This window comes from Megasphaera sp. (assembly GCF_047831605.1).
Lineage (GTDB): Bacteria > Bacillota > Negativicutes > Veillonellales > Megasphaeraceae > Megasphaera > Megasphaera intestinihominis.
Genome location: NZ_CP181255.1, coordinates 2,278,350 through 2,298,616 on the forward strand (window position 1 = coordinate 2,278,350; position 20,267 = coordinate 2,298,616).

Below are 20,267 nucleotides of genomic sequence, written 5' to 3' on the forward strand. Positions count from 1 at the left end.
TGGTACAATAAAACTGTTCTTATTGCAAACAGAGGAAGGATGATTAGCAGGTGAAGAAATTCTTGGAAATGGCGACTATCGTCGAGAATGAAGCCATTATTCCTGAAGTATGGAAAATGGTATTCCATGCACCGCAGATTGCCCGGGAAGCGCAGCCCGGCCAGTTTGTCAATGTCCATCACGATGGGGGACAGACCTTTTTGCGCCGGCCTTTTGGCATCGTCGATGCCGATGCCGAAACGGGTCATGTCACCATCATTTACCGCCTGGTCGGCAAGGGCACAGAAGAAATGAAGGGCCTGCGCAGCGGTGACGCATTGAGCGTCGAAGGGCCCCTGGGCGAAGGCGTCTTTACGACAACGCCGGGCCAGGTCCTGCTGGCCGGCGGCGGTGTCGGCCTGGCTCCGCTCATCTTTTTGGCCAAGCGCCTGGACCATCCCATCGTGCTCGTTGCCGGCAAGACGGCGGCTGAAACGTTCTGGACCAAGTTCTTTGAACCCTATGCCGGCCAGATTTACGTGACCACTGACGACGGCTCCCTGGGTATCAAGGGCTTTGCCGTCGATGCCCTGCCGCAGATCTTTGCAGAACACGCCATCGACCGCGTATCGGTCTGCGGGCCGACGGTCATGATGAAGACCATCGCCCAGGCGTCGGCCAAAGCCGGCGTCGCCTGTGAAGTGTCCATGGAAAAGCGGATGGCCTGCGGTATCGGCGTCTGCCTGGGCTGCACCTTTGAAAGCCAGCTCGACGGCAAACGCTATAAAGTCTGTGCCGACGGCCCCGTATTTGACGCGAAGGAGGTCTTTGCATGATCAGCGAACGCATTGCCGTCCAGTTTGCCGGTATTTCCATGAAGACACCGGTCATGGGAGCATCGGGGACCTTTGGATTTGGCGTAGAATACAGTGATTTTCTCGACCTCGATCACGTCGGGGCCATTATTTCCAAGGGCATCACGCCGCTGCCGCGGCCGGGCAATCCCGGCGTCCGCGTGGCCGAAACGCCGGCAGGGATGCTCAACTGCATCGGCCTGGAAAATCCCGGCGTCGAAGTCTTCAAGCGGGATATCCTGCCCAAGGTCCAGCAGGCCTGCCAGACGCCGCTCATCGTCAATATATCGGCCGGGACTGCCGAAGAATACGGCGAATTGGCAGCTCAGCTCGACGTCGACGGCGTGGCTGCCCTGGAAGTCAATATTTCCTGTCCTAACGTTAAAGAAGGGGGCATCGTCTTCGGGACCCAGCCGGAAGCGGCTGCGGCTGTGACGCGCAGTGTCAAGGACCATACCTGGAAACCGGTCATCGTCAAACTGTCGCCAAACGTCACGGACATTACGGTCATGGCTAAAGCTGTCGAAGCGGCCGGTGCCGATGCCGTATCGCTCATCAATACCCTGACGGGCATGGCCATCGACATCAAGACCCGCCGCCCCTTGCTGGGCAATATCACCGGCGGCCTGTCCGGCCCGGCTGTCAAGCCCATTGCCCTGCGCATGGTATGGCAGACGGCTCAGGCCGTATCCATCCCCATCCTCGGCCTGGGCGGCATATCGACCTGGCAGGATGCCGTCGAATTCATGCTGGCCGGTGCCAGTGCCGTCGCCGTCGGCGCCCATAACTTCGTCGACCCCAGAGCCGTCGAAACCATCGCCGAAGGCCTGGACCAGTATTGCCGAGAAGAAGGCATCGAACATATACAGGATATTGTAGGGGCATTGGAGATTCGTGGCTAGTGGCTAGGGATTAGCAGTCAGCGGTCAGCCGTCAGCAGTTAGCCGCGGTCCCATGGACCGCTTTGTAGGGGCCGTCCCAAAGAGCGGCCCGTTGTGGGAATCCCATTCACGAGCTGCCCTGGATATACGCCAAGACATTTATATACCCATTTGCGTGGACGGGCGCCCCACGGGGCGCCCCTACAGAAAAAAGGAGCTGTCGCATGTGCAACAGCTCCTTTTTTCTATTATTTATTTCTTATTCTTTTTTCGTGATGCGAAGTCGCCGCCGGCCTGGATGACGTTGACGACGACGATGAGGATGATGATCGTCGCCAGCATGACGTCGGGACGGAATCGCTGGTAGCCATAGCGGATGGCGATGTCCCCGAGGCCGCCGCCGCCGATGGCGCCGGCCATGGCCGATGCTCCGATGAGGTTGACGATGAGGACGGTGATGTTATTGATGATCGTCGGCAAGGCTTCGGGAATGAGGACCTTGCGGATGATCTGGAACGGCGTAGCCCCCATGGATTCGGCCGCTTCGACGAGGCCGAAGTCGACGTCGCGTATGGACGTTTCGACGAGACGGCTCAGGAAGGGGATGGCGACGATGGTCAAGGGGACGCAGGCTGCCGTCGTACCGATGGACGTGCCGGCAATGAGACGCGTCAGCGGGATGATGGCGACCATGAGGATGATGAACGGGATGGAACGGATGATGTTGACGATCGTGCCAAGGATTTGATTGATGAAGCGGTTTTCCAGGATATGGCCCTTGCTGGTCGTGACCAGGGTGATACCCAGGGGAATGCCGATGATACCGCCAATGACCGTGGCGACGGCGACCATGTAGAACGTTTCTTCAATGCCTTGGAGCATTAACTTAATGATTTCTTGGGACATAACCTAAAACCTCACTTCCAATCGGTAATGTTTTGATGTACGAGAATGCCTTGGCCTGTGTTTCCATATCGCCCATGATGACGACGATGAGGTAGCCGAACGGTTCATCCTGGATGTAGTCGATGTTGCCGTAGAGGACGCTGACTTCGACGTTGAATTTGCGGACGATGTCGGCGACGACGGGGTCGCTGGTCGCAGCGCCTTTGAAGCGCAGGCGGACGAGCATGTAGCGGTCCGGCGACGGCTGGTCGGTGACACCCAGGTTCTTGATGCCTGCCGGCAGTTCCATATTGATGATGGACGTGACGAAATCTTTCATGGTCTGGGACTGAGGATTGGTGAAGATGTCGACGACGCGGCCCATTTCCTTGATGACACCGCTTTCGATGACGGCGACGCGATGGCAGATTTCCTTGACGACGGCCATTTCATGGGTGATGACGACGATAGTGATGCCCAGGCGTTTATTGATGTCCTGGAGCAGTTCCAGGATGGATTTCGTCGTCTGCGGGTCCAGGGCCGACGTGGCTTCGTCGCAGAGCAGGATTTTCGGATCGCTGGCCAGGGCACGGGCAATGCCGACGCGCTGTTTCTGGCCGCCTGAGAGCTGGGACGGATAGTTGCCGGCCCGGTCGCTGAGGCCGACCAGGTCGAGGAGGGAAGCGACTTTCTTTTCGATGACGTCTTTGGAAGCGCCGACGAGTTCCAGCGGGAAGGCAATGTTTTCGGCAACCGTACGGGATGATAAGAGATTGAAGTGCTGGAAAATCATGCCGATGTTCTTGCGTTCTGCCCGCAGCTGGGATTCATTCATCTTGGTCAAATCCTTGTCGTCGATGATGACCTGGCCGCTCGTCGGTTTTTCTAACATATTGATGCAGCGGACCAGCGTCGATTTGCCGGCACCGCTCTTGCCGATGATACCGAAGATCTCGCCGTCGTCGATGGTCAGGTTGATGCCTTTCAGGGCCTGGACCTGTGCGGCGCCGCCGTAGGTCTTGGTAATATTTTTCAGTGTAATCACAGTATCAACTCCTCAAAATAGGCGTAACTAGAGAAAGCAACCACAAAAAAAGGCCGTCATGCAGATGACGGCCGTATATACGGTTTCATTTCATCTGTCGGAATGTTCCGTTGGAATTGGCACCTTCCCGATAGGGGGTTGCCGCAGCGTCATCGGGCCAGTCCCTCAGCTGCTCTGGATGAAGGGTATATGGTTGTTGCGTCTTATAATAGCACGGATGGCCGGGATTGTCAATGGAAAATCGTTATTGCGCCCAGTCGCCATCGGTAAAGACCGGCACCGTCGTGCCGTCGGCCCTGGTCCCGGTGATGGTCAGGTCCGGCGAGCCGACCATGAAGTCGACGTGGATCATGGAGTCGTTGAGGCCGGCTGCGGCGACAGCATCTTTGTCCATATCAGCACCGCCAGCCAGGCAGGTCGGGTACGATGCGCCCAGGGCCAGGTGGCACGAGGCGTTTTCGTCGAAGAGTGTTTCATAGAAGAGGATACCCGACAGGGAAATGGGCGAATGATAGGGGATGAGGGCTACTTCGCCGAGGCGGCAGGCGCCGTCGTCGATGGCGATGAGTTTCTTCAGGACGTCTTCGCCCGTTTCGGCGGCAGCGTCGATGACTTTGCCGTCTTTGAAGGTCAGGTGGAATTTGTCGATGAGGTTGCCGTTATAGACCAGGGGCTTGGTGCTGTAGACCGTGCCGTTGACCGCATCTGCCTTGGGGGCCGAATAGATTTCTTCCGTCGGGATGTTGGCATTGAACAGCAGGTGGTCCGCCGTTTCTTCCATGCCGCCCTGCCAGATATGACCGGCCGGCAGGCCGATAGTCAGGTCCGTTCCCAGGCCGTTCGTATAGTGCAGGCTGGTGAAATGCTGGTCCGTCATCCAGGTCCGGCGCTTCTTCAATTCGGCCAGATGGGCGTCCCAATCGGCCAGGGCATCGGCACCGTCGGCACGGGACGACTGGAGGATTTGCTTCCACAAGGCTTCGTAAGCGGCGGCTTCGTCGAGGTCCGGATAGAGCAGTTTGGCCCAGACGGCACTGGGGACGGCGGCGACGAGCCACGTCGTCTTCGAGGCCATCATGCCGTCGATGTATTCCTTCAAGGCTTCATTCTGGGCTTTCTGCTGGGCAAAGATTTTATGGGTGTCGATGCCGTCCATGAGGTACGGATTCGCCGAGATGAGGCTGAGGAAGGCCGCTTTCTTATGGTAATAGTAGAGGCTGAAATCGCGGCGCCAGTCCGGCAGGGACTCGAAATACTGCAAATCTTCGTGTTCGTAGCGCAGGCGGGCCAGGTCGTCAGACCGCCAGTTGCAGACGACCTGGGCGGCGCCGGCCGTATAGGCCTCTTTCGTCAGGAGGGCGACGAAGTCGTGCGATTCGACAGGGGCATTGATGACCAGGGTCTGACCTTTCTGGAGATTCAGGCCCTTCTGCAAGAGGACGCGGGCATAAGCCGTTAATTGTTTGGTAGTTGGCATAAAATCACTCCTTAGTAGATGAGGATAGGACAGGGACTTTCCAGGCCGTATGCTTCCACAAGCGCCAGTTCAGGGCGCTGGCATTGATGGCCAGGCTGATGATGAGGCTGATCCAATAGCCATAGGGCCCGTAGGACGTGACGTGGGCCATGGCATAGCCCATAGGGATGCTGATGAGCCAGTAGGTCACGAAAGCGACGTAAGTGATGATCTTGACATCCTTATAGCCGCGCAGGATGCCCTGGACCGGCGTGCCGGCGGCGTCGAAGAAGGAAAAGGCGACGGCGTAGAAGATGAACATGCGGATGGCCCAGAACGTTTCGGCATCGCTCGTGAAGATGGCGGCGATATGATCGACAAAGTGGTAAGTCACGACGATGAGGGCGATGGCGATGGTCAAGGCCGTCATCTGGCAGAGCACGGCATACTGCCGGGCAGCGGCGTAGTTGCGGGCGCCGACTTCGTAGCCGATGACGATAGTCGCCGTCAGGCTGATGCTCCAGGGCAGGGTATAGGTCAGGGTCGAGAAACTGATGGCTGCCTGGTTGGCCGCCAGGTATAAGGTGCCGAATTCGGCCATGAGCAGGCCGACGATGGAGAACAGGCTCGTTTCGCAGAAGACGGCGATGAAGATGGGAATGCCCAACTCCAGCTGATGATGGCCATGATACCAGCTGAAAGGCCGCAGGCGGCTCCAGAGATGGTAAGAGCGGAAAGGCTCCATCCACTGCAGGACGCCCACGAAGAGCAGGAAGGACAGCCACGACGCGATGGTGATGGCATAGCCCGTACCGATACCGCCCATAGCTGGAATGGGGCCGGCGCCGAAGATGAGCAGGCGGAAGAGGATGATCGTCAGGACCAGGTTGGTCACTAAGATGGCCATGGAAACGTGGGTCTTGCCGTGGGCGTCGACGATGTAGCGCATCGTCGCCTGCAGGCAGATGGGGACCAGTCCCAGGGCCAGAGCCTTGAGGTATTCCCAGGCGATGTAGCGGACCGGTGCGTCGAGGCCCATAAAGTCGAGAAAGGGCGGCAGCAGAAAGGCGCCGGCCAGGAAAATGACGGCCGTAAAGCCCAGGCTCAAGTAGAGGCTCTGCATAATGTACGTCGGGATTTCCTCGGTCTTCTGAGCGCCCCGGAGCTGGGCGATGATCGGCGAGATGCCGAAGAAGATGCCGCACAGGCCGGCAAAGACGGGATACCAGATATTGACGGCTACGGCGACCCCGGCCAGGTCAATCGTCCCGGCCTGACCGCTGAAGATAGAACTGAAGACGGATGTCCCGACCTGGGCCATCTGGGTCAGGAGCAGGGGAAAGAACAGGGCCAGGAAATGGCGTAATTGGAACCAATGGGGGAACATGATATCCTCCTTGTATGAAAAAGGGCTTGTCGCACAACGACAAGCCCTTTAAAGTTGGTAGTGGCTAGCAGTTAGTTGTTAGCGGATGGCTTTAAATTTAAAGGTCTTCTTCAAACATCAAACCTTAAACTGTACAGAAAAAGGGACCGTGCATGATGGCCGAAACCTTCATGCGCCAGTCCCCCTTTTCAGTCGAACTTATTTACCCATAGCATTGACTTTGGAAGCCAAACGGGATTTTTTACGAGCTGCAGTGTTTTTATGGAGAACGCCTTTCTGTGCGGCGCTGTCGATTACGCTGCTAGCTTTATCGAATGCTTTTTTAACAGCTTCAGCGTCACCAGCGGCGATAGCTTCGGTCGTACGGCGGATAGCGGTATGAACAGAAGATTTAACCTGAGAGTTAGCTGCGTGGCGAGCTGCGTCTTTTTCCATCGTTTTGATATTGGATTTAATCTGCGGCAATGGATTCACCTCCCTAATTTACAAGAACACTAGAAGAAATTTTACCATATGGCGCAGAAAAAAGCAATACCTTTTTTACAAGACATGCGATTAAGCTTTGCCTTCCGAGCCGAGGACGCATTTGATCTTGTGAGCGACGATGTCATGGACGAACTGACGGCCGTCGGCGAGGTACTGGCGCGGGTCGAAATGTTCCGGATGCTGTGCCATGTGCTGACGGATGCCGGCAGTCAGGCCGAGACGGAGGTCGGAGTCGATGTTGATCTTGCAGACAGCCATGGAAGCTGCTTTGCGGAGCTGGTCTTCCGGGATACCGATAGCGTCAGCCAGGTTGCCGCCGTTTTCGTTGATGATCTTGACGTATTCCGGTACGACCGAAGATGCGCCGTGGAGGACGATCGGGAAGCCCGGCAGGCGTTTGGAGACTTCTTCGAGGATGTCGAAGCGGAGTGTCGGCGGTACGAGGACGCCGTCAGCGTTGCGCGTGCACTGTTCCGGAGTGAATTTGAAAGCGCCGTGGCTGGTGCCGATAGCGATGGCCAGGGAGTCGACGCCCGTGCGGGATACGAATTCTTCGACTTCTTCCGGACGCGTGTAGTGAGCTTCGTGGGCAGCGACTTTGACATCGTCTTCGATGCCGGCCAGCTGGCCGAGTTCGCCTTCGACGACGACGCCGTGAGCGTGTGCGTATTCAACGACTTTTTTCGTGAGGGCGATATTGTCTTCGAAAGAATGTTTCGAGCCGTCAATCATGACGGAAGTGAAACCGCCGTCGATGCAGTCTTTGCAGGTTTCAAAGTCAGCGCCGTGGTCGAGGTGAAGGGCGATGGGGAGATCATGATCTTCCAAAGCTGCTTCTACGAGATGTTTCAAATACGGCGGTTTAGCGTATTTGCGGGCACCGGCCGAAGCCTGAAGGATGATCGGCGAGTTCAATTCAGCAGCGGCCTGGGTAACGCCCTGGACGATTTCCATGTTGTTGATGTTGAATGCACCGATAGCATAGTGGCCTTCATAGGCTTTTTTAAACATTTCTGTAGTTCCGATTAATGGCATGTTTACATTCCTCCTACATAATACGTAAAAATGGTTAATATATATAATTCCAGCCGGCCCGTCGGACGAGGGCGTCCATATCTTCAGGCAGCCGGGAATTAACGGTGATGAAGCGGTGGCTCATGGGATGAGTGAACTGGAGACAGTAGGCGTGCAGGGCCTGGCGGCCGATGAAGCGGCGCGAACCGCCGTAGAGGTCGTCGCCGGCCAGGGGATAGCCCAGGTAACTGCTGTGGACCCGTATCTGATGGGTCCGGCCCGTGTGCAGGACGACTTGGAGCAGGCTGTAGTCCTTGCCGGCTGCGAGGCAGGTGAAATCGGACCAGGCCGGCTTGCCGTCGAGGCGGACACAGCGGGTGATGATGCTATCGGGACATCTTCCGATGGGGGCGTGTACAGTTGTGACCCGCGACGGGTATCGTCCCTCACAGATAGCTAAGTACAAGCGCTTATAGCCCAAGTCCTGCTTATCGAAAGCGTATTGGATCTGCGGTTCCTTGGCGACCATACAGAGACCGGACGTATTCTTGTCCAGGCGGTGCATGGGGTGGTAGGAACAGTGCTGCCCCGTCTGTTCGTAATGATAGGCGACGGCGTTGGCCAGTGTCCCGTCCCGTACGGCTGATGTGGGATGCATCAGGAGACCTGCAGGCTTGTCGATGACCATGAGGTAGTCGTCTTCATAGACGATGCCAATGGGTATGTCCTGTGGCGGGAAGGGGTTCTTTTCCGGAAGGGTGACGCAGATCTCGTCGCCTTCATGGACGAAGTCCCGCGTCGAGGCGGCCTGGCCGTTGATGGTACAGATGCCGTTGTGCTTGATACGGCGCCGCAATGTCGACGAAACGCCGAAATGTTTCAAAGCGCCGCCTAACGATGTAGGCCGTATGATCGTCCCTACTGTAAAATGAATCATTTGCATTTCCCCTATATTGGCTTTGTCTACATCTATTATACAAAATGAAAATAAATAAATCCATACATTTCGTGAAAACATGTGGGCTATATTTTAGCCCGCAAGGGCCTGGGAGTGCGGCTGGCCAGAAAAAATCATCTCCTGGAAAAGGAAACTTGACGCTCCGCGTCGAAATAGTATATCATAGGAATGTTATGTATCCATTTTTTAGATTTACCTTAAAAGAGTGTTCCCTAAAGAAGGAATTTCACAGGTGGATAGAGAATAATATATACGTCAGCGTTATTGAAATGAAACAGGTGATATGAGTGAAACGGTTTTCCAGCGAATTTATCGAACAGGTCCGGCAGGCCAATGACATCGTCAGCGTCATCTCCGATTATGTGACGCTGAAACGGCGGGGCCGCAACTTCTGGGCCTGCTGCCCTTTCCATAATGAAAAGACCGCCTCCTTCAGCGTCGCTGCCGACAAAGGATTCTTTTATTGCTTTGGCTGCCATGCTCACGGCGATGTCTTCCAATTCATTATGAAGAAAGAAAACCTTTCCTTTTCGGATGCCGTCGAACGCCTGGCTGAACGGGCCCATATCGCCCTGCCCGTCGTCGAACGGTCGGCCGAAGAAATCGCCCGCGATAAACAGCGGGACCGCTTGTATCAGATCAACGAAATGGCGGGCAATTTTTTCCATAACTGCCTGACCCAGACTCATTACGGCCAGCCCGGACTGGCCTATTTCCACAAGCGCCACGTATCGGATGATACCATCGAGGCCTTTAAGCTGGGCTTTGCTCCGGAAAGCTGGGATAAACTGACGACGGCTTTCATGAAAAAAGGTGTCACTGGCAGGGAATTAGTCCTCCTGGGACTGGCTAAAGAAAAGAACGGCCACTTTTACGATGCCTTCCGCGGACGGGTCATGTTCCCCATCCGCGACGGCCGCAGCCGCATCGTCGGTTTCGGTGGCCGCGTCCTCGACGACAGCAAGCCGAAGTATCTCAATTCGCCGGAAACGCCGATTTTCAATAAACGGCGGCTCCTCTTCGCCATGGACCTGGCCCATAAAGCGATTTATGAGCAGGGGAAAGCCATCCTGGTCGAAGGCTATATGGATGTCGTTTCCGCTCATAACCGGGGCATCCATAATGTCGTCGCGTCCCTGGGGACCTCCTTTACGCCGGAACAGGCGCGGCTCTTGCAGCGCCAGGCCAAGGAACTCGTCCTGGGCTACGACATGGACGGCGCCGGCCGTCAGGCGACGCAGCGGGCTATGGAAATCGTCCGCGGCCTGGGCATGCGCATCCGCGTCTTGTCCTTGCCGCAGGGCAAGGACCCTGATGAATACATCAATGCCGCCGGGCCGGACAAGTTCCGCCAGGCCGTCGACGAAGCGCCGAATGTGCTCGATTACATGCTCATGCGGGCCTTGCAGCGCTTCGACGTGACGACGCTGGAAGGGAAATCATCCATTACGACCATGGTCCTGCCCGTCGTCGCTGCCGTCGACAACCGGGTCCTGCTGGAAGCGTTCCTGAAGAAACTGGCAGGTCAGCTGCAGATAGGGGAAAACGCCGTGCGCAGCGAATTCAACAAGTATGTCGCTGCCCATCCGGAAGCAGGCCAGCAGCCGGTCGTCATCTCTTCGTCCGTATCCCAGGAAAATGCCGCAGCCCGCGGGAGCGGTGCCATGGCTGTAGCCGAAGAGAATATCCTGCGTTTCCTCCTGGAAAAGCCGGCTGCCTGCGGGCGGATCCACGCCAAAGTATCGGCGGACCTCTTTGCCGATGAACGGCGGCGCCACATTTACCAGCTCATTTTGGATACGTATGCACACCAAGGGATGTACACACCACATGACATCCAGCAAAAATTAACTCCTGAGGAGGCCGAAGAAGTAGCACGAATTATGGTTCTACAAGATGTCCCACTGGACGAAAATGTACTGATGGATTATGTCAAGCGCTTTCGCATGGCCGATTTACAAAAGCAGTACCTGGCGCACAGCCGCCTGGCTGCCACTTATAGCCGGACTGGCGATGCAAGGCTGGCCGAAGAGCTTGCAGCATGTAAGAAAATTAACGATGAAATGAAACAATGGTCTTGAGGAGCAGAAAGGAGCCTGTACACCATGGTGAATAAAACGACAGATGATACAAAAGTAACGAAGAAAACGACGAAAAAGACGACGCGCCGCAAGCCGCCCAAGAAGAAGGACGCTGCCGCCAAGAAACCGTTGAGTGAAAAAGAACGCCAGGCCCTGGCCCTGCAGCACATCAAGCAGCTCCTGCAAATGGGGCAGAAGAAGGGCAGCCTGACGTATACGGAAATCATGAACCTCATGGAAGAAGACGAACTGACGCCGGACCAGATCGACAAGATGTATGAAGTCTTTGCCGACAAGGGCATCGACATCATCGGCGAAGACGACTCCATGGCGGAACATGATGATATAGATGATGAAGATACGGAAAAAGTCCCGGACCTTCACAATGTCGACCTCAGCGTGCCGGAAGGCATCAACATCGATGACCCGGTCCGCATGTATTTGAAAGAAATCGGCCGCGTCCCCCTCTTGTCGGCGACGGAAGAAATTACCCTGGCCAAGGCCATCGAAAAGGGCAATGCTCCCGATGCAACAGAAGAAGACATCAAAGCCGGCACGATTGCCAAGAAGAAACTGACCGATGCCAACCTGCGCCTCGTCGTCAGCATCGCCAAGCGCTATGTCGGCCGGGGCATGTTGTTCCTGGACCTCATCCAGGAAGGGAACCTGGGTCTGTTGAAAGCCGTCGATAAATTCGACTACAGCAAAGGCTACAAGTTCAGTACCTATGCGACATGGTGGATCCGCCAGGCCATTACCCGTGCCATTGCCGACCAGGCCCGGACCATCCGCATCCCGGTCCACATGGTCGAAACTATCAACAAGCTGATCCGCATTTCCCGCCAGCTCCTGCAGGACAAAGGCCGCGAACCGCTGCCGGAAGAAATCGCTGAAAAAATGGACATCCCTGTCGAACGCGTCCGGGAAATCATGAAGATCGCCCAGGAACCGGTATCGCTGGAAACACCGATTGGCGAAGAAGAAGACTCGCACCTCGGCGATTTCATCGAAGACTCGGAAGCCGTCGCCCCTGATGACGCCGCCTCCTTCATCTTGCTGAAAGAACAAATCGAAGACGTCTTTTCCTGTCTCACCGACCGGGAACGCAAAGTCCTCTACCTGCGCTTCGGCCTCAAAGATGGCCGTCCGCGCACACTGGAAGAAGTAGGCCAGCACTTCAACGTCACCCGTGAACGTATCCGCCAGATCGAAGGCAAGGCCCTGAGCAAACTGCGCAACTGGGGCAAACGGGAAAAAATCAAGGATTTCCTCTAAGCCGAAATCTCTCCTTGACGCCATATGCTAATTCGCGTATAATAATTTGGTAAGGCCTTGCGCCTTATCTTTTGGGCCTATAGCTCAGTGGTAGAGCCACCGGCTCATAACCGGTTGGTCCTTGGTTCGAACCCAAGTGGGCCCACCATGAATGAAAAGAGCTTGTTGCACGTAATCGTGTCCGGGCTCTTTTTCTGTATACAAAATATTGCCGATAGATGGATGATCCCAGAATAAATTATTTATAGAAATAACCGCTCAAGATTAGGGTCTGAAGCGGTTATTTTTGTATTCTCCAATATGTTATAGATTTACAGTTCGGCTTTTTTGTTCCAGGTGTTTGCAATGTGTGCCTGGCCTTCGGCATTGGCCGAAGCGACAGAGACGATGCCATCGCGTTTGATACAGTCGAAAAAGACGTTGGTTAACATGGGTATTCCTCCTTTAGCAAAAAAAAGACTACGTTCATTATAGCCAAAGGGAAGGGAAATGTATACGGCCGTGAGGTTTCTGTTAAGATTGTGTTGCCACGAGGCGCCTTGAGGTTATATAATTATGTATTATAGATAATATTTTTAGGAGGATAGACATGGCAGATATTCGTATCATCCGGGGGCAGCGGATCGTCCCCGACGTGGAGCAGGCTCTGCGGTTTGCTGGTTATGAATCGAAAGGGGCAGCTTGGGAACGGGCTGAAGGGATGTGCCGGGATATGGCACCGCTCTTGCGGCGGTCTTTGCAGGCCAAGGCGGTCCTGGCCTTTACAGAGAAACGGCTCTATGTCATCCTGACGTTAGGTGCTGCTGTGAGCCGGCAGATCGACCGCTATCAGGATGACGGGGATGAGCTGGCCGCCGTGCTCTTCGCTGCCATGGCTGATACGTGCCTCTTTGCCCTGGAACAGCAGGTTTTGCAGCAGCTGCGCCTTATTTGCCGGCAAAAGGGCTGTGGCATCGTTTGCCGCCACGAACCGGGCAGCGATTTGCCCTTATCGGTCCAGGCCGATGCGGTCTGTGAGACGGCTGCCGGCCGGACGGCTGGCGTGACGGTCAATGCGGCCATGGCTTTGTCGCCGGAGAAATCCATGAGCCTCGTCTTTGACCTTTGCGAAGACCCGGCTGTATTCCAGGTGAAACATGACTGTACGGCCTGCCCTAAGACGGATTGCCCGCAGCGCCAGGCCGAATCGGCCCGGGAAGTACGGCTGACCTGCCCTGGCGGCTGCCGGGTCCATGACTATATCCAGTCTCAGGGAACGGCCCTGGCTATGTCCTGCGGCGGCAAGGGCATGTGCGGCAAATGCCGTGTCCGCGTCGTCCGGGGGCGGCTTCCCGTCACCCCGGAAGACAAGCGCATCTTTTCCGAAGCTCAGCTGGCCCAGGGCTGGCGCCTGGCCTGCAAGGCCGTAACCCGTGAAGCGGTCGAAATTGTCGTTCCCGTGCAGGAACAGCAGGGCTTTTCGGCTCTGGCTGCCGAAGCCGCTGACGAGGGAGCCCTTTCACTGGCAGCGGACCATGACTATGGCCTGGCTGTCGATATCGGGACGACGACGTTGGCCGCAGCTCTGGTAGACTGTACGGATGGAAAAATCCTGGCGACAGCGACGGCAGTCAACAGCCAGCGCTCTTTTGGGGCCGATGTCGTCAGCCGCATCGGTGCCGCCTGCCATGGCAAAGGCAAGGCCTTGCAGAAGGCCGTCCGCCGGGACCTGACGCGGCTGATGAAGCAGCTCCTGAAGGACCATCCCGGCACGGCCGCTCGCTGCCGCCAGATGGCCATTGCCGCCAATACGACCATGCTCCACCTGCTCATGGGCTGGCCCTGCGACGGCCTGGGCGACTGGCCGTTCCATCCCGTATCCCTGGGCGGGAAGACTTATCGCGCTCAGGAGGTCCTGGGACCGCAGTCGCCACTGGCAGACGCTACAGTGACCCTGCTGCCCGGCATGAGCACCTACGTCGGTGCCGACATTACGGCCGGCATCTGGCAGTGCGGCCTGGCCTCGTCAGACGACGTCAGCCTCTTCGTCGATCTCGGGACGAATGGGGAAATGGTCCTGGGCAATAAGGACCAGCGCTTCATTGCATCGGCTCCGGCCGGTCCGGCCCTGGAAGGGGGCAAGCTGACCTGGGGGACGGGCAGTGTTCCCGGGGCCATCTGCGGCGTCCGCATCGAGCGGGGCCGGGCTAAGGTGCGGACTATCGACCACACCGTTCCCGTCGGTATCTGCGGGACGGGCATCCTCGAAGCCATGGCCGGCCTGGTCCGGGAAGGCCTGGTCGACGAAACGGGGAAACTCGTAGAGCCTTATTTCCATAAGGGCTTTCCCCTGGCGTCGACGCTGGATTATCAGCGCATTACCCTGAGCCAGCAGGATATCCGTGAAATCCAGATGGCCAAGAGCGCTATCCGGGCCGGCATCGAATCGCTCATCGAACGCAGCGGAATCAGCCGTCAGCGCGTCCACCAGGTCTTCCTGGCCGGCGGTTTCGGTTATTACCTGGATCCGCAGAAAGCGGCTGTCATCGGCCTGTTGCCAGCGGATCTGGCCGAACGGACGACGGCTGTCGGCAACACGTCCCTGAAAGGGGCCATCGGCCTTTTGACGGGCGCCGTGACTTTGGAAGAGTTACAGGCCATCGCCGCCGGGGTAGAGGAAATCGTCCTCGGCAACGACGAAGCCTTTCAACGCTTATACATTGATTATCTGAATTTTTAGGGGGACTTAGATTGACTAACGAAGCATTTCAACAACTTCTACAGGGCGGTGTTGTCCTGCTCGACGGGGCGACGGGGACGAACCTGCAACAGGCGGGCATGCCTATCGGCGTCTGCCCGGAACAATGGATCTTAGAGAACCGCGACGTCATGATCGATTTGCAGCGCCGTTTCGTCGAAGCGGGCTCGCAGATCCTCTATGCGCCGACCTTTACGGGGAACCGGCTCAAATTGGCCGAATACGGCCTCGATGACCAGCTCGTCGCCATCAATCAGGGCTTGGTTGCTATCTCCAAAGAAGCGGCCCAGGGGAAGGCCCTGGTTGCCGGCGACATGACCATGACGGGCCAGCAGCTCTATCCCATGGGTGAACTGACCTTTGACGGTCTCGTCGACGTCTATCGCGAACAGGCCCAGGCCTTGTACGATGCCGGTGTCGACCTGTTCATCGTCGAAACCATGATGAGCCTCCAGGAAACGCGGGCTTGTGTCCTGGCTATCAAGGAGGTCTGCGACCTGCCCATCATGGCGACGCTGACCTTTGAAAAAGACGGCCGTACCCTCTATGGGACGCCGCCGGAAGCGGCTGTCGTCGTCTTGCAGAACCTCGGTGTCGATGCCGTCGGCCTGAACTGCTCGACAGGACCGGCCGACATGGTGGAAACGGTCCGGAAGATGTATGAATATGCGACGATTCCCCTCATTGCCAAGCCCAATGCCGGTTTGCCGGAATTGGATGGTGACAAGACGGTCTATAAGACGACGCCGGAAGAATTCGCCCAGGACGGCCGGCTGCTCATCGAAGCCGGGGCCCATATCGTCGGCGGCTGCTGCGGCACGACGCCGGACCATATCCGGGCCCTTCACGAGGCTGTCTGCCGGCTGACGCCGAAAGCGCCGCATGCCAGCCATCACCGCGTCCTGGCCTCGGAACGGCAGGTCGTAGAAATCAAGCTCGACGGCTCTTTCCAGGTCATTGGCGAACGCATCAATCCGACGGGCAAGAAGAAGCTCCAGGCTGAACTGCGGGCGGGCAAGCTGGACATGGTCCGCGCCATGGCCCGCGAACAGGAACGCAACGGCGCGTCTATCCTCGACGTCAACATGGGGACCAACGGCATCGATGAAAAAGAAATGATGCTCAAGGCCATTTACGAAGTGACAGGCGTATCGGGCCTGCCCCTCAGCATCGACACGAGCTCACCGGACATCATGGAAGCGGCCCTGCGCATCTATCCCGGCCGGGCCCTGGTCAATTCCATTTCCTGTGAAACGGAAAAGCGAAAGAAACTCCTACCTGTCGTCAAAAAGTACGGCGCCATGTTCATCGCCCTGCCTGTTTCGGATAACGGTATCCCCAAGACCCTCGAAGAAAAACATGCCGTCCTCGACGAGCTCCTGGCCGATGCCTACGACCACGGCTTTTCGCCGGAAGATGTCGTCGTCGACGCCCTGGTAGCGACGGTCGGGGCTGCGCCGACGTCGGCCCTGGACTGCATGGCCACGTTTTCTCACTGCAAGCAGGACCTGGGACTGGCCACGGTCTGCGGCCTGTCCAACATCTCCTTCGGCCTGCCGGACCGGATCTATGTCAACGCCACCTTCTTGGGCATGGCCATTGCCAGCGGCCTGACCATGGCCATTGCCAATCCGTCCCAGAATTTGCTCATGAATACGGCAGCAGCGGCCAATATGCTCATGAATAAAGAGGGCAGCGATTTGGCCTACATCCACCGCATGCAGTATTTCGACAAGAAAGAAGCCGAAAGAAAACGGCAGGAAGAAGCAGAACTCCTGGCCAGCCACGGTACGGCTGGGGCTGTCGAAACGGCGGGGGAGTCCCAAGACGCTGAGCAAGGGCCGGTCAATCCGGTCTACCAGGCTGTCCTGGAAGGGGAAAAGGACGCCGTCGTCGCCTTGGCTCAGGAAGAACTGGCCAAGGGTATGGCACCGGATGCCATCATCAACGACCTGCTCATTCCGGCCATCACTGAGGTCGGCGATTTATACGATAAACAGATTTACTTCCTGCCCCAGCTCATTGCCAGTGCCAATACGATGGAAACGGCCATTGCCTATTTGGAACCGCTCATCAAGAAAGACCCGGGCCAGCAGGACATGGCGACCATCGTCATTGCCACCGTCGAAGGCGACGTCCACGATATCGGTAAGAACCTGGTCGGCCTCATGCTGCGCAACTACGGCTATAAGGTCATCGACCTGGGCAAGGATGTGCCGGCCGGCACCATCATCGAGACGGCGCTGCGCGAAAAGGCATCTGTCGTCGGCTTGTCGGCCTTGATGACGACGACGATGATGCACATGAAAGATGTCATCGCCGAAGCGGCGGATAAACAGTATGGCGGCAAGATCATCATCGGCGGCGCAGCCGTTACGCCGAGTTTCTCCGATGAAATCGGTGCCGATGGCTATTCCAAAGATGCGGCAGACTGTGTCAAGCTCGTCAGCCGCCTGTTAGCGTAAAAGGGGGAATCATTATGCCAGCATATCGTTGGGCGACTTTGGGCTGCGGCGTCATCGGCAATGAACTGGCCCAGGCGATGCAGGCCCTGGGCGGGAATTTGTACAGTGTCGGCAACCGGACCCATGAAAAGGCCTTGTCTTTTGCTGAAAAATACGGCATCGCCAAGGTCTACGACAAGCCAGAGGATATCTTTTCGGATCCCGACGTCGATATCGTCTATATTTTGACGCCTCATAATACGCATATCCGTTATCTGCTGCCGGCGCTGGCAGCGGGCAAACACGTGCTCTGCGAAAAATCCATTACCCTCAACAGCCTGGAACTGGACCAGGCCCGGCGCTGTGCTGATGAACACGGCGTCGTCCTGGCCGAAGCCATGACCTTATATCATATGCCTATTTACAAACAGCTCGCTGAACTCATCCGTTCCGGCGCCCTGGGGCCGCTGCGTTTCATTCAGATGAATTTCGGCAGTTATAAAGAGTACGATATGAACAACCGCTTCTTCAACCGCTCCCTGGCCGGTGGTGCCCTCCTCGATATCGGCGTCTATGCGCTGTCCTTCGTCCGCTATTTCATGAGCTGTCAGCCCGACCAGATCGCGTCCCAGGTCCGCCTGGCGCCGACCGGTGTCGACGAGCAGGCAGGTATCCTCTTGCAGAACCGGGAAGGGGAGATGGCGACGCTTTCCTTATCGCTCCATGCCAAGCAGCCGAAACGGGGCATGGCCGCCTTCGATAAGGGATATATCGAAATCTACGACTATCCCCGGGCCGATACGGCGACCATCACCTATACGGCCGACGGCCATCAGGATGTCCTGCAGGCCGGCAGTCAGTCCAAGGCCTTGCAGTACGAAATCCGGGACATGGAAGACGCCGTGGCCCACGGCGGCCAGGGCATGTGCCAGGCTTATACGAAAGATGTCATGGACCTCATGACGGCCATCCGCCAGCAGTGGGGCCTGACCTATCCCGAAGAAGAGGGGGGAGCGCAATGAGTTATTCATCGGTCGATACCTTGTGGATCCTCATGGCGGCCGTCCTGGTCTTCTTCATGCAGCCCGGTTTCGCCATGCTCGAAGCCGGCCTGACGCGGGGCAAGAATGCCGGCAATATCGTCATGAAGAATTTCATGAACTTTTCCCTCGGGACCCTGGCCTTCTGGATCGTCGGCTTCAGCCTGCTCTTTGGCCGCGACATAGGCGGATTCATCGGCATGCCCGATTTCTTCGCCCAGCATATGGACCTCATGGCTGGGACGCCTTATCCGGATTTGGCCTTTTTGCTCTTCCAGACCGTTCTCTGTGCCGTGACGGCGGCCATCGTGTCCGGCGCTATGGCTGAACGGACGAAGTTTTCGTCGTATTGTCTGGTCACGATTATCATCAGCCTGATCATTTATCCCGTTGCCGGCCACTGGGTCTGGGGCGGCGGCTGGCTGGGCGCCTTGGGTTTCCATGATTTTGCCGGTGCTTCCGTCGTCAGCCTGACTGGCGGCATCTGTGCCCTGACCGGTGCCAAGGCCCTGGGTCCGCGCATCGGCAAGTATAACCAGGATGGGTCGGTCAATGCCATTCCCGGCCACAGCCTGCCCCTGGCCTGTCTGGGCATGTTCATCTTGTGGTTCGGCTGGTTCGGCTTCAATGGCGGCCAGACCCTGTCCTTATCGGGGGAACAGACCCTGCTCAAGGCGGCAGCTATCTTCTTTATCACCAATATCGCAGCCGCTGCCGGGACGACGGCAGCCATGGTGACGACGTGGATCCGCTATGGCAAGCCTGACGTATCCATGACCCTTGATGGCTGTCTGGCTGCGCTGGTCGCCATTACGGCCGGCTGTGATGTCGTCAGTGTGCCTGGGGCCTTTGTCATCGGTGCCCTGGCCGGCATCGTGACGGTCTTCCTCATCGAATTCATCGACCAGAAACTGCGCATCGACGACCCGGTCGGGGCTATTGCCGCTCACGGCGGCTGCGGTGCCTTGGGGACCCTCCTGACGGGCCTGTTCAGCGTCCAAGACGGCCTGTTCTATACGGGAGAAATCCGTCTGTTCCTGGTCCAGCTGGCCGGCGTCGTGGCTATGGCCCTGTTCGTCTTCGTCGCTATGACCCTGGTTTTCCGCATCCTCCAGGCGACCATCGGCCTGCGCGTATCGGCAGCCGAAGAAATCAACGGCCTGGACTTCAAGGAAAACGGGCTGGTACCGGCTTACGGCCTGGACCGCAGCGACAGTCTGGAAGACTTGTCCGAAGCCTTGAAGGCCGGGGAAGCGCCGCAAGGGGCGAAAGAAATCCCCCTGGACCAGGTCATCCCCGATTCGGTCATGGCCAGTCCCCAGCCGGTCGGCGGCCATGCCCTGTATAACGTGACTATCATTACCGATGAAAAACGCTTTGAAACCTTGAAAGACGCTATGGAAGCCATCGGCATCACGGGCATGACCATCACCCGCGCCCTGGGATTCGGCATCGAAAAGGGACGGACTGAATTCTACCGCGGGGCCAAAGTGTCGGCCAAGCTCCTGCCCAAGGTCCGCGTCGAAATGGTCGTTTCCAAAGTGTCGCCGCGGACCATCATCGAAACGGCGAAGAAGGTGCTCTATACGGGCAATTACGGCGACGGCAAGGTCTTCGTGTCGGCCATCGACAACGCCGTCAAGATCCGGACCGGCGAAGAAGGCTACGATGCCCTGCAGGACTATCCCGTCGTCCAGAAGAAATGACCTTTTACAGACATTTTCCTTGATTTTTGCAAAAAACAT

General features: G+C 57.1%; 16 protein-coding genes, 1 tRNA gene and 1 riboswitch. Of the genes, 9 read left to right on the forward strand and 8 right to left on the reverse strand.

Translation table 11 applies throughout. From position 1 onward, the window contains the following. Positions 1 to 50 precede the first annotated feature (50 nt). Positions 51 to 815, forward strand: coding sequence for a dihydroorotate dehydrogenase electron transfer subunit (locus tag ACFWUB_RS10810; RefSeq protein WP_020311091.1), 765 nt, complete (start codon positions 51 to 53; stop codon positions 813 to 815). After that, the gene (locus ACFWUB_RS10815; protein WP_416183960.1) at positions 812 to 1,735 is read left to right on the forward strand and encodes a dihydroorotate dehydrogenase; all 924 of its coding nucleotides are present in this window, start codon (positions 812 to 814) and stop codon (positions 1,733 to 1,735) included. Before ACFWUB_RS10810 ends, ACFWUB_RS10815 begins: the two co-directional genes overlap by 4 nt. A gap of 231 nt (positions 1,736 to 1,966) precedes the next feature. Here ACFWUB_RS10815 and ACFWUB_RS10820 read toward each other — a convergent pair whose 3' ends face one another. The 7 genes from ACFWUB_RS10820 to ACFWUB_RS10850 form a co-directional block, all read right to left on the reverse strand. Next, positions 1,967 to 2,620, reverse strand: a complete 654-nt coding sequence (locus ACFWUB_RS10820; protein ID WP_020311089.1) for a methionine ABC transporter permease — start codon at positions 2,618 to 2,620, stop codon at positions 1,967 to 1,969. Then, complete coding sequence (locus ACFWUB_RS10825) at positions 2,601 to 3,644, reverse strand: methionine ABC transporter ATP-binding protein (protein ID WP_020311088.1); 1,044 nt, start codon at positions 3,642 to 3,644, stop codon at positions 2,601 to 2,603. Before ACFWUB_RS10825 ends, ACFWUB_RS10820 begins: the two co-directional genes overlap by 20 nt. An 87-nt stretch (positions 3,645 to 3,731) precedes the next feature. Further along, a riboswitch (SAM riboswitch) is annotated at positions 3,732 to 3,829 on the reverse strand. Between the two features lie 59 nt (positions 3,830 to 3,888). Next, positions 3,889 to 5,121, reverse strand: a complete 1,233-nt coding sequence (locus ACFWUB_RS10830) for an aminopeptidase (RefSeq protein WP_292281812.1) — start codon at positions 5,119 to 5,121, stop codon at positions 3,889 to 3,891. A 4-nt stretch (positions 5,122 to 5,125) separates the two neighbouring features. Next, on the reverse strand, positions 5,126 to 6,487 hold the full coding sequence (locus tag ACFWUB_RS10835) for an MATE family efflux transporter (protein ID WP_416183961.1): 1,362 nt from the start codon (positions 6,485 to 6,487) through the stop codon (positions 5,126 to 5,128). Positions 6,488 to 6,685: 198 nt separating this feature from the next. Next, positions 6,686 to 6,952 (reverse strand): 30S ribosomal protein S20, encoded by a 267-nt coding sequence (rpsT, locus tag ACFWUB_RS10840; RefSeq protein ID WP_014016800.1) that lies wholly within the window; start codon positions 6,950 to 6,952, stop codon positions 6,686 to 6,688. Positions 6,953 to 7,042: 90 nt separating this feature from the next. Continuing rightward, positions 7,043 to 8,008, reverse strand: a complete 966-nt coding sequence (gene fba, locus ACFWUB_RS10845) for a class II fructose-1,6-bisphosphate aldolase (protein ID WP_014016799.1) — start codon at positions 8,006 to 8,008, stop codon at positions 7,043 to 7,045. A 34-nt stretch (positions 8,009 to 8,042) separates the two neighbouring features. Further along, positions 8,043 to 8,924 (reverse strand): RluA family pseudouridine synthase, encoded by an 882-nt coding sequence (locus ACFWUB_RS10850; RefSeq protein WP_292260318.1) that lies wholly within the window; start codon positions 8,922 to 8,924, stop codon positions 8,043 to 8,045. A gap of 308 nt (positions 8,925 to 9,232) precedes the next feature. Here ACFWUB_RS10850 and dnaG point away from each other — a divergent pair, with 308 nt between their 5' ends. From dnaG to ACFWUB_RS10865, 3 genes are all read left to right on the forward strand, one after another. After that, positions 9,233 to 11,026 carry a DNA primase gene (dnaG, locus tag ACFWUB_RS10855; RefSeq protein ID WP_020311083.1) on the forward strand — a complete coding sequence of 598 codons (1,794 nt, stop codon included), beginning with the start codon at positions 9,233 to 9,235 and terminating at the stop codon, positions 11,024 to 11,026. A gap of 24 nt (positions 11,027 to 11,050) precedes the next feature. Then, positions 11,051 to 12,301 (forward strand): RNA polymerase sigma factor RpoD, encoded by a 1,251-nt coding sequence (gene rpoD / locus ACFWUB_RS10860; RefSeq protein ID WP_416183962.1) that lies wholly within the window; start codon positions 11,051 to 11,053, stop codon positions 12,299 to 12,301. Between the two features lie 73 nt (positions 12,302 to 12,374). Further along, positions 12,375 to 12,449 (forward strand) — tRNA-Ile (locus ACFWUB_RS10865). 163 nt (positions 12,450 to 12,612) lie between these two features. Here ACFWUB_RS10865 and ACFWUB_RS10870 read toward each other — a convergent pair. Next, positions 12,613 to 12,732, reverse strand: coding sequence for a hypothetical protein (locus ACFWUB_RS10870; RefSeq protein ID WP_020723799.1), 120 nt, complete (start codon positions 12,730 to 12,732; stop codon positions 12,613 to 12,615). Between the two features lie 158 nt (positions 12,733 to 12,890). Here ACFWUB_RS10870 and ACFWUB_RS10875 point away from each other — a divergent pair, with 158 nt between their 5' ends. Genes ACFWUB_RS10875 through ACFWUB_RS10890 form a run of 4 tightly spaced genes read left to right on the forward strand, consistent with a single transcriptional unit; the run spans position 12,891 to position 20,228 of the window. Beyond that, positions 12,891 to 15,020 carry an ASKHA domain-containing protein gene (locus ACFWUB_RS10875; protein ID WP_302681066.1) on the forward strand — a complete coding sequence of 710 codons (2,130 nt, stop codon included), beginning with the start codon at positions 12,891 to 12,893 and terminating at the stop codon, positions 15,018 to 15,020. Positions 15,021 to 15,031: 11 nt separating this feature from the next. Then, entirely contained in the window at positions 15,032 to 17,503 is a 2,472-nt protein-coding gene (locus tag ACFWUB_RS10880; RefSeq protein ID WP_416183963.1) for a homocysteine S-methyltransferase family protein, read from the forward strand. A 14-nt stretch (positions 17,504 to 17,517) separates the two neighbouring features. Then, on the forward strand, positions 17,518 to 18,504 hold the full coding sequence (locus ACFWUB_RS10885; RefSeq protein ID WP_020311078.1) for a Gfo/Idh/MocA family protein: 987 nt from the start codon (positions 17,518 to 17,520) through the stop codon (positions 18,502 to 18,504). Continuing rightward, positions 18,501 to 20,228: an ammonium transporter gene (locus ACFWUB_RS10890; protein ID WP_416183964.1), complete on the forward strand. Its 1,728-nt coding sequence runs from the start codon at positions 18,501 to 18,503 to the stop codon at positions 20,226 to 20,228. The genes ACFWUB_RS10885 and ACFWUB_RS10890 overlap by 4 nt, the downstream gene beginning before the upstream one ends. Positions 20,229 to 20,267: the final 39 nt, after the last annotated feature.

Excerpts from the sequence above, each read along its gene's own strand:
- ACFWUB_RS10885 (WP_020311078.1), top strand. The coding sequence starts at position 17,518 with ATGCCAGCATATCGTTGGGCGACTTTGGGCTGCGGCGTCATCGGCAAT.
- rpoD (WP_416183962.1), top strand. The coding sequence starts at position 11,051 with ATGGTGAATAAAACGACAGATGATACAAAAGTAACGAAGAAAACGACG.
- ACFWUB_RS10815 (WP_416183960.1), top strand. The coding sequence starts at position 812 with ATGATCAGCGAACGCATTGCCGTCCAGTTTGCCGGTATTTCCATGAAG.
- ACFWUB_RS10830 (WP_292281812.1), bottom strand. The coding sequence starts at position 5,121 with ATGCCAACTACCAAACAATTAACGGCTTATGCCCGCGTCCTCTTGCAG.
- ACFWUB_RS10820 (WP_020311089.1), bottom strand. The coding sequence starts at position 2,620 with ATGTCCCAAGAAATCATTAAGTTAATGCTCCAAGGCATTGAAGAAACG.
- ACFWUB_RS10835 (WP_416183961.1), bottom strand. The coding sequence starts at position 6,487 with ATGTTCCCCCATTGGTTCCAATTACGCCATTTCCTGGCCCTGTTCTTT.
- ACFWUB_RS10850 (WP_292260318.1), bottom strand. The coding sequence starts at position 8,924 with ATGATTCATTTTACAGTAGGGACGATCATACGGCCTACATCGTTAGGC.
- ACFWUB_RS10870 (WP_020723799.1), bottom strand. The coding sequence starts at position 12,732 with ATGTTAACCAACGTCTTTTTCGACTGTATCAAACGCGATGGCATCGTC.
- ACFWUB_RS10890 (WP_416183964.1), top strand. The coding sequence starts at position 18,501 with ATGAGTTATTCATCGGTCGATACCTTGTGGATCCTCATGGCGGCCGTC.
- ACFWUB_RS10875 (WP_302681066.1), top strand. The coding sequence starts at position 12,891 with ATGGCAGATATTCGTATCATCCGGGGGCAGCGGATCGTCCCCGACGTG.
- fba (WP_014016799.1), bottom strand. The coding sequence starts at position 8,008 with ATGCCATTAATCGGAACTACAGAAATGTTTAAAAAAGCCTATGAAGGC.